Origin of the sequence: Stutzerimonas stutzeri (genome assembly GCF_000935215.1) — a bacterium.
GTDB lineage: Bacteria > Pseudomonadota > Gammaproteobacteria > Pseudomonadales > Pseudomonadaceae > Stutzerimonas.
The window spans coordinates 43,120-51,976 of record NZ_JXXD01000165.1 but is presented as its reverse complement, the minus strand read 5'-3'; the positions used below and the strand labels follow the sequence as shown (position 1 = coordinate 51,976).

6 protein-coding genes and 2 tRNA genes are annotated in these 8,857 nt (G+C 61.3%); 6 read left to right on the top strand and 2 right to left on the bottom strand.

The window, feature by feature from the left end; translation table 11 throughout:
- The 4 genes from hflK to LO50_RS17020 all read left to right on the top strand — a co-directional run.
- Positions 1-1,172: FtsH protease activity modulator HflK (hflK, locus tag LO50_RS17035; RefSeq protein WP_044315734.1), on the top strand; the 1,172-nt coding region annotated here is incomplete at its 5' end.
- Positions 1,172-2,038 (top strand): protease modulator HflC, encoded by an 867-nt coding sequence (hflC, locus tag LO50_RS17030; protein ID WP_003298550.1) that lies wholly within the window; start codon positions 1,172-1,174, stop codon positions 2,036-2,038. The genes hflK and hflC, both read left to right, overlap by 1 nt.
- Positions 2,039-2,318: 280 nt before the next feature.
- Positions 2,319-3,506: an ATP phosphoribosyltransferase regulatory subunit gene (locus tag LO50_RS17025; RefSeq protein ID WP_044315733.1), complete on the top strand. Its 1,188-nt coding sequence runs from the start codon at positions 2,319-2,321 to the stop codon at positions 3,504-3,506.
- An 87-nt stretch (positions 3,507-3,593) separates the two neighbouring features.
- Positions 3,594-4,889 carry an adenylosuccinate synthase gene (locus tag LO50_RS17020; protein ID WP_044315732.1) on the top strand — a complete coding sequence of 432 codons (1,296 nt, stop codon included), beginning with the start codon at positions 3,594-3,596 and terminating at the stop codon, positions 4,887-4,889.
- Between the two features lie 139 nt (positions 4,890-5,028).
- Here the strand turns inward: LO50_RS17020 and LO50_RS17015 are convergent.
- Positions 5,029-5,115, bottom strand: a tRNA-Leu gene (locus LO50_RS17015).
- A 115-nt stretch (positions 5,116-5,230) separates the two neighbouring features.
- A tRNA-Leu gene (locus LO50_RS17010) sits at positions 5,231-5,317 on the bottom strand.
- A gap of 204 nt (positions 5,318-5,521) precedes the next feature.
- Between LO50_RS17010 and rnr the strand changes: the two genes are divergently transcribed.
- Both rnr and rlmB read left to right on the top strand, forming a co-directional pair.
- On the top strand, positions 5,522-8,026 hold the full coding sequence (gene rnr, locus LO50_RS17005; protein WP_014819049.1) for a ribonuclease R: 2,505 nt from the start codon (positions 5,522-5,524) through the stop codon (positions 8,024-8,026).
- Positions 8,023-8,778, top strand: a complete 756-nt coding sequence (rlmB, locus tag LO50_RS17000) for a 23S rRNA (guanosine(2251)-2'-O)-methyltransferase RlmB (RefSeq protein ID WP_044315731.1) — start codon at positions 8,023-8,025, stop codon at positions 8,776-8,778. The genes rnr and rlmB overlap by 4 nt, the downstream gene beginning before the upstream one ends.
- Positions 8,779-8,857 lie beyond the last annotated feature (79 nt).

Below are 8,857 nucleotides of genomic sequence, written 5' to 3'. Positions count from 1 at the left end.
ATGAGCCGGGTGGCAACTCGAACAACCAGGATCCCTGGGGCAGTGGTGGCGGTGGCCGTCGCGGTGGTGGCGGTGGCGACCAGAAAGGCCCGCCGGATCTCGATGAGGCTTTCCGCAAGCTGCAGGACAGCCTGAACGGCATGTTCGGTGGCAAGAAGCGTGGCGGCGGCAGCAATTTCGGTGGCAGCGGCAAGCGCGGCGGCTTCGGTCTGGTTTGGATTGCCCTGGTCGTGCTGCTGGCCGTCTGGCTGTTCAATGCGATCTATATCGTCGACGAGCAGGAGCAGGCCGTCGTGCTGCGCTTCGGCAAGTATCACGAGACGGTCGGGCCGGGCCTGAACATTTACTTCCCGCCGATCGATCGCAAGTTCCAGGAAAACGTCACCCGCGAGCGTTCTTACAGCAAGCAGGGGCAGATGCTCACCGAGGATGAGAACATCATCGAGGTGCCGCTCACCGTTCAGTACAAGATCAGCAATCTGCAGTCTTTCGTGCTCAACGTCGATCAGCCTGAGGTGAGCTTGCAGCATGCTACCGACAGTGCCGTTCGCCACGTGGTGGGTTCGACTGCCATGGATCAGGTGCTCACCGAAGGCCGTGAGGTCATGGCTGGTGAGGTCAAGGAGCGTCTGCAACGGTTTCTCGACAACTATGGCACTGGCATCGTCGTCACTCAGGTCAACTTGCAGAGTGCGGCAGCGCCGCGTGAAGTGCAGGAAGCGTTCGATGATGTGATCCGTGCACGTGAAGACGAGCAGCGTGAGAAGAATCAGGCCGAATCCTACGCTAATGGCGTGATCCCCGAAGCCCGTGGTCAGGCCCAGCGTATGCTGGAGGAGGCCAGCGGTTATCGCGATGCGGTGATTTCGCGTGCCACAGGTGAGGCGGACCGCTTCAGCAAGCTGGTCGCCGAGTACCGCAAGGCGCCGGAGGTCACTCGTGAGCGTCTGTATCTGGAAACTATGCAGGAAGTCATGAGTAACACCAGCAAGGTCATGGTTAGCGGTGATGGAGGGCAGAATCTGCTCTACCTGCCACTGGATAAGATGATCAACAGCCGTGGCGCAAGCACGCCGGCTCCAGCCGGAGTTGCGTCGGGCGCGGCTACCCAGGGCACCCGTCTGCCGCCGGAGCTGGATCCGCGTGAAGTTCGTACGAGGGAGAGCCGCTGATGAGCAATAAATCCCTTACCGCTCTGATCGTGGGCGTTGTGGCGGCAATCGTTCTGTGGAACAGCTTCTACATCGTCTCGCAGACCGAGCGTGCAGTCCTGCTGCGCTTCGGCCGCATCGTCGAGCCTGATGTGAAGCCTGGCCTGCACATGAAGATTCCGTACGTGAACTCAGTGCGCAAATTCGATGCGCGACTGCTGACACTGGATACCACGACTTCCCGTTTCCTGACCCTGGAAAAGAAAGCGCTGATGGTCGACTCCTACGCCAAGTGGCGTGTGGATGATGCCGAGCGCTTCTACACCGCGACCTCGGGGATGAAGCAGATTGCCGATGAGCGCCTGGCTCGCCGTCTGGAGGCGGCGTTGCGTGACCAGTTCGGTAAGCGCACGTTGCACGAGTCCGTTTCCGGTCAGCGTGACGAGCTGATGGCTCAGGTCACAACCAGCCTGAACCGCGCCGCTCAACAGGAGCTGGGCATCGAAGTGGTCGATGTGCGCGTCAAGGGCATTGATCTGCCGCGGGAAGTCAATCGCAGCGTGTTCGAGCGGATGAGCTCTGAGCGTGAGCGTGAGGCTCGTGAGCATCGCGCCAAAGGTAAAGAGCTAGCCGAAGGTATCCGTGCCGACGCCGATCGTCAGCGCCGTGTCCTGCTGGCCGAGGCGTTCCGCGAGGCTGAGGAGCTGCGCGGTGATGGCGATGCCCAGGCTGCTGCCATCTATGCCGCGGCGTATGGTCAGGATCAGGAGTTCTATGCCTTCCATCGCAGTCTGCAGGCTTATCGCGAGAGCTTCTCCAGCAAGGAAGACGTCTTGGTGCTCGATCCGAAGAGTGATTTCTTCCGTTATCTGGAAAAGAGCAACTAGTTGATGGCGAGATGAAGGTCACCCGGCGGCACGGCCGTGCCGTCGGGTGACCGTTAGAGAAAAGATTGCTATGATCCGCCAGCCGGGAAAATCCCGGCTTTTTTGCGTCTGTGCCCTTGAGGTCGCAGGCTGTCCCAGGCATGCAGCGGTCATGCCGATCCCTTCACAGGGCATGGCTCGGATGCCATGGTTCGAATACAACTGCACGCGACCGAAGGCCGGCTAAGGCTGCTGCCGCGGTTTTCGTCTGGGCTTACCGGAACGAGAGGTGATTTCGCGAATGGCAACGGTAGACCGCTGGCTTTTGCCAGATGGCATCGAAGAGGTGCTGCCGCCGGAGGCGGCGCGTATCGAAACGGCGCGTCGGCGCGTGCTGGACCTGTTCCAGTGCTGGGGCTACGAGCTGGTCATCACCCCGCACGTGGAGTTTCTCGAGTCGTTGCTCACCGGTTCCGGGCAGGATCTGGATCTGCGTACGTTCAAGGTCATCGACCCGCTTTCCGGTCGCCAGATGGGGCTGCGGGCTGATATCACGCCACAAGTGGCCCGGGTCGACGCGCATACCCTGCGTCGCGAAGGTCCCAGTCGCCTGTGCTATGCCGGTAGTGTGTTGCATGCCAAGCCGCAGGCGCTTTCCACCTCGCGCAGCCCTATCCAGTTGGGGGCTGAGCTGTATGGTGATGCGTCTGCTGCCAGTGATATCGAGGTCATCAGTCTGATGCTGGAAATGCTCGAGCTTGCCGAGGTGCCGGATGTGCATATGGATCTCGGGCATGTGGGCATCTATCGCGGTCTGGCCAAGGCTGCCGGGCTGAGCGGCGAAGCCGAGCAGCGGTTGTTCGATGCGCTGCAGCGCAAGGCGATGGACGAGATTGCCGAGCAGACTGCTGCGCTCGATCCTGCATTGGCCGGCATGCTGCGCGCGCTGGCGCGGTTGTGCGGTGGGCGGGAAGTGCTCGATCAGGCGCGTATGGCGCTGGCGGCTGCGCCCGCCGAGGTGCAGGCCGCGCTGGAAACGCTGACGGCCATTGCCGATCAGCTGGCGGCGCGTTATCCGGATGTGCCGCTGTATTTCGATTTGGGCGAGTTGCGTGGCTATCACTACCATACTGGAGTGGTGTTCGCGGTGTTCGTACCCGGCGTCGGTCAGTCGATCGCGCAGGGTGGTCGTTATGACGACATTGGTGCCGACTTCGGTCGCGCACGCCCGGCGACGGGTTTCTCCACCGACCTGAAGACGCTGGTCAGTCTGGGCAGTGCTGATCTTTCCGCGCCTGTGTCGGGCGTTTGGGCGCCGCAAGACGGTGAACCGGGTCTGTGGGATGCGGTCCGTCAGCTGCGGCGTCAGGGTGAGCGCGTGGTGCAAGCCCTTGATGGGCAGTCGCGAGCCGATGCTGCGCAGCTCGGCTGCGACCGGCAATTGCAATTGAAGGATGGTGTCTGGACGGTGGCTTCGCTGGCGTCCTGATGGCTGTGGCGCCGCGCTGCGGCGCTGGCCTGGTTTCGATTATCGCCGGTTGCGACCGGCATGCTTCGCCGAAGAGGACAGAGGGTTATGGGTAAGAACGTCGTGGTCCTGGGCACCCAGTGGGGTGATGAGGGCAAGGGCAAGATCGTCGATCTGCTGACCGATCAGGCGGCTGCGGTCGTGCGTTACCAGGGCGGCCACAATGCCGGACATACCCTGGTCATCGACGGTGAGAAGACCGTGCTGCACCTGATTCCGTCCGGCATCCTGCGTGACAATGTGCAGTGTCTGATCGGCAACGGCGTGGTGGTCGCTCCCGATGCGCTGCTGCGTGAGATCACCAAGCTGGAAGAAAAGGGTGTGCCGGTACGCGAGCGCCTGCGCATCAGTCCGTCCTGCACGCTGATCCTGCCGTACCACGTGGCGCTGGATCAGGCGCGTGAGGCTTCGCGCTCGGAAGGCAAGATCGGCACGACGGGGCGTGGCATTGGCCCGGCTTACGAGGACAAGGTTGCACGTCGCGGCCTGCGCATTGCTGACCTGTTCAACCCGGAGCGCTTCGCGGTGAAGCTGCGCGAGCTGCTGGAATACCACAACTTCGTGCTGCAGAACTTCTACAAGGTCGAGCCAGTTGATTTCCAGAAGACCCTAGATGAGGCGCTCGGCTACGCGGAAATCCTCAAGCCGTTGATCACCGATGTCACCGCCCGCCTGCACGAGCTGCGCAAGCAGGGTGCCTGCATCATGTTCGAGGGCGCGCAGGGCTCGCTGCTGGACATCGACCATGGCACCTATCCCTATGTCACCAGCTCCAGCACCACCGCCGGCGGCACTGCTACCGGTTCGGGCTTCGGTCCGCTGTATCTGGATTACATTCTCGGTATCACCAAGGCATACACCACGCGCGTGGGTTCGGGTCCGTTCCCGACCGAGCTGTTCGATGATATCGGTGCTCGCCTGGCTGAGCGCGGTCACGAGTTCGGTTCCACTACCGGTCGTGCGCGGCGCTGCGGCTGGTTCGATGCAGTGATCCTGCGTCGTGCCATCGAGATCAATAGTATATCCGGCATCTGCCTGACCAAGCTCGACGTGCTCGATGGTCTGGAAGCGATCCGCATATGTGTCGGTTACAAGGATCGTAACGGCGATGTTCTGGTTGACGCGCCGACCGATGCGGACAGCTATGACGGCCTGCAGCCGGTATACGAAGAGATGCCGGGCTGGAGCGAGTCGACTGTTGGTGCGAAGACCCTTGATGAGCTGCCCGCCAATGCGCGTGCGTACATCAAGCGTCTCGAGGAGTTGGTCGAGGCGCCGGTGGATATCATCTCCACCGGCCCGGATCGCAACGAAACCATTGTGCTGCGCCATCCTTACGCCTGATCAAGGCTGCAGGTACAAAAAGACCGCCTTCGGGCGGTCTTCTTTTGTCTGGCGTGGCCGGCTATCGGAAGGGGCGGTTCTATCAGTTGCTCGCCGAAACGAAAAAACCGAGCCAGGGGCTCGGTTTTTTCTTGAAGAGTGGTGCCCAGGAGAAGACTCGAACTTCCACGGTGTTGCCACCGCTAGGACCTGAACCTAGTGCGTCTACCAATTCCGCCACCTGGGCACATTGCGATGATCGCTCACCGACTTTTTGCCATTTCACCGATCAGATCGGTCGAAGTCGGCTTCTTCGTCTTGCATGAGACTCGCCATGTCGCAGCGGGTTTCATTTGAATAAGTGGTGCCCAGGAGAAGACTCGAACTTCCACGGTGTTGCCACCGCTAGGACCTGAACCTAGTGCGTCTACCAATTCCGCCACCTGGGCACTAGAAACGATGATACTAAGCCGTTTCCGTGTTACAACGTCTGCCAGACATTGTGGGCGCGAACTATACGGCTGAGGTTTGGCCTTGTAAACCCCTGATGGCGAAAAATAATTCGCGTGAAAGCTGCCGTCCGGGAGCGATTCGCGCTTCAATAGAAGAAGGGCGTTCTGGCCCTATAAATGAATGAAAGGTGACATCTCTTAATGGCCGATTGGCAATCCCTCGATCCCGAGGCCGCTCGTGAAGCGGAAAAGTACGACAACCCCATTCCCAGTCGCGAGCTGATTCTCCAGCATCTCGGTGAGCGCGGCTCCCCGGCGGCCCGCGAAGAGCTGGTTGAAGAGTTCGGACTGGTGTCCGAAGAAGATATCGAAGCGCTGCGTCGCCGACTGCGAGCGATGGAGCGTGATGGTCAGCTAATCTACACCCGGCGCGGCACCTATGCCCCGGTGGACAAGCTGGACCTGGTCTGTGGTCGCGTCAGTGGGCACCGTGACGGCTTCGGTTTTCTCATCCCAGATGACGGCAGCGATGACCTGTTTCTCAGTCCCGCGCAGATGCGCCTGGTGTTCGACGGCGACCGCTGTCTGGCGCGCGTTGCGGGGCTTGATCGGCGTGGGCGTCGTGAGGGCGCGATCGTTGAAGTGATCAGTCGGGCCCACGAAAGCATCGTTGGTCGCTACCACATTGAGAGCGACGTCGGTTTTGTCATTCCTGACAACCCGAAAATCCAGCAGGAAGTGCTGGTGACCCCGGGCCGCGCGCTCGACGCCAAGCCGGGGCAGTTTGTCGAGGTCAAGATCACTCACTGGCCGACCCAGCGCTTCCAGCCGCAGGGCGACATCGTCGAGGTGATCGGCAACTACATGGCGCCGGGCATGGAAATCGACGTGGCGCTACGCAGCTTCGATATCCCGCATGTCTGGCCGGAAGCGGTGCTGAAGGAAGCGTCCCGGCTGAAGCCCGAGGTCGAGGAAAAGGACAAGCACAAGCGCGTCGATCTGCGCCATCTACCGTTCGTGACCATCGATGGTGAAGACGCGCGCGACTTCGACGATGCGGTCTATTGCGAGAAGCCTGGCGGCTGGAAGCTCCTGACAGGAGGTTTCCGCCTGTATGTCGCCATTGCCGACGTGTCGCACTACGTTAAGGTCGACTCGGCGCTCGATAAGGAGGCCGTGGTTCGCGGCAACTCGGTGTACTTCCCTGAGCGGGTGGTGCCGATGCTGCCTGAGCAGCTTTCCAACGGGCTCTGTTCGCTGAATCCGCAGGTCGATCGCCTGGCCATGGTCTGCGAGATCACGCTGAGCAAGTCGGGAAAGATGACCGACTACCAGTTCTACGAGGCGGTGATTCATTCCCATGCGCGACTGACCTACAACAAGGTCAGCGCGATGCTGGAGCAGCCCAAGTCAGCCGAAGGCAAGCGGCTGAGCGGGGAGTACGCCGAAGTGTTGCCGCATCTCAAGCAGCTCTATTCGCTGTACAAGGTGCTGCTCAAGGCGCGTCATACCCGCGGCGCGATCGATTTCGAGACTCAGGAAACACGTATCGTCTTCGGTGCCGATCGCAAGATCGCCGAGATCAAGCCGACCGAGCGCAACGATGCGCACAAGCTGATCGAGGAGTGCATGCTCTGCGCCAACGTCGCCACGGCGGCATTCCTGCAGAAGCATGAGATCCCAGCGCTTTATCGTGTCCACGATGCGCCGCCGCTGGAGCGTCAGGAAAAGCTGCGCGCCTTTCTCGGTGAACTGGGTCTCTCGTTGCACAAGGGCAAGGAAGGTCCGACGCCGAAGGATTACCAGGCGCTGCTGGAGCAGATTCAGGGGCGCCCGGATTTCCATGTGATCCAGACGGTCATGCTGCGCTCGCTGAGTCAGGCCGTATATAGCGCCGAGAACAATGGTCACTTTGGCCTGAACTACGAGGCTTACGCCCACTTCACTTCGCCAATCAGGCGTTATCCCGATCTGCTGGTGCACCGCGCCATTCGCAGTGTCATCCGCTCCCGTCGAGACACGCCTCATGTGCGCCGCGAAGGCGCTACCAGCATGCCCAAGGCGCGAATCTATCCGTACGACGAAGCCGCGCTGGAGCAGCTGGGCGAGCAATGCTCGATGACCGAGCGACGCGCCGACGAAGCTACCCGCGACGTCACTAACTGGCTCAAGTGCGAGTTCATGAAGGATCGTGTCGGCGAGGCCTTCCCTGGTGTGATTACTGCGGTGACTGGCTTCGGCCTGTTCGTCGAGCTGACAGACATCTACGTAGAAGGGCTGGTGCATGTCACTGCCATGCCGGGCGACTACTACCACTTCGATCCGTTGCACCACCGCTTGTCCGGTGAGCGCAGTGGGCGCAGTTTCCGTCTCGGCGACAGCGTCGAGGTGCGCGTCATGCGCGTCGATCTGGATGAGCGCAAGATCGATTTCGAGCTGATCGGTGGTGGTACCAAGTCTGCTCCGGGGCAGCGTGACGGTGCGAGCCGTGGACGCGAGCCGGGCAATGCCGATGTGCGCAAGAGTCGAGAGCTGAAGAAGGCATTGCTCGCCGAGGCGAAGGGCGGCAGGAAGGGCAAGAGCGAGAAGGCGGCGGGCGGGAGCAAGTCGCGATCAGGCTCGACCAAGCCGAAATCTGCAGCCAAGTCAGGTGACAAACCCACCGGCTCGAGTGGCGGTGCCAGAAAGCGCAAGGCCAAGTCATGAGTCAGCTAGAAAAGATCTACGGCCTGCACGCTGTCGAGGCATTGCTGCGCCATCATCCCAAGCGCGTCAAGCAGGTATGGCTGGCAGAGGGTCGCGGCGATCCGCGCGCCCAGATGGTGATCGAGCTGGCTGCTCAGGCACGTGTGAGTGTCGGGCAGTGTGAGCGGCGGGAGATGGATGCCTGGGTCGAAGGCGTGCATCAGGGTGTGGTCGCCGAGGTGAGCCCCAGTCAGATATGGGGTGAGGCCATGCTCGAGGAGTTGCTTGATCGCGCCGATGGCCCGCCGCTGCTATTGGTGCTGGATGGTGTGACGGATCCGCACAACCTCGGTGCCTGTCTGCGCACCGCGGACGCGGCCGGTGCGCTCGCCGTGATCGTGCCGAAAGACAAATCGGCCACTCTCAATGCCACCGTGCGCAAGGTTGCCTGCGGTGCGGCGGAAGTGATTCCGCTGGTCGCCGTGACCAACCTTGCGCGTACGCTGGAGAAGCTGCAGCAGCGTGGATTATGGGTCGTGGGGACGGCGGGCGAAGCCGAGCAATCACTCTACGATCAGGATCTCACCGGGCCCATCGTGCTTATCATGGGTGCCGAGGGTCGCGGTATGCGGCGCCTGACGCGTGAACACTGTGATTATCTGGTACGCCTGCCCATGGCCGGCAGCGTCAGCAGTCTGAACGTTTCTGTGGCGACCGGCGTATGCCTGTTCGAGGCGCTGCGTCAGCGCAAGAGCGCCAAGGTCGCTGGCTGAACGCCTGACCTGCTGATCTGAAACCGATTGACCTTTTTGTGGTCAATCGGTGTCCAGGCCCGTCCGCGGATAGCGGCTT

Excerpts from the sequence above, each read along its gene's own strand:
- hflC (WP_003298550.1), top strand. The coding sequence starts at position 1,172 with ATGAGCAATAAATCCCTTACCGCTCTGATCGTGGGCGTTGTGGCGGCA.
- LO50_RS17025 (WP_044315733.1), top strand. The coding sequence starts at position 2,319 with ATGGCAACGGTAGACCGCTGGCTTTTGCCAGATGGCATCGAAGAGGTG.
- LO50_RS17020 (WP_044315732.1), top strand. The coding sequence starts at position 3,594 with ATGGGTAAGAACGTCGTGGTCCTGGGCACCCAGTGGGGTGATGAGGGC.
- rnr (WP_014819049.1), top strand. The coding sequence starts at position 5,522 with ATGGCCGATTGGCAATCCCTCGATCCCGAGGCCGCTCGTGAAGCGGAA.
- rlmB (WP_044315731.1), top strand. The coding sequence starts at position 8,023 with ATGAGTCAGCTAGAAAAGATCTACGGCCTGCACGCTGTCGAGGCATTG.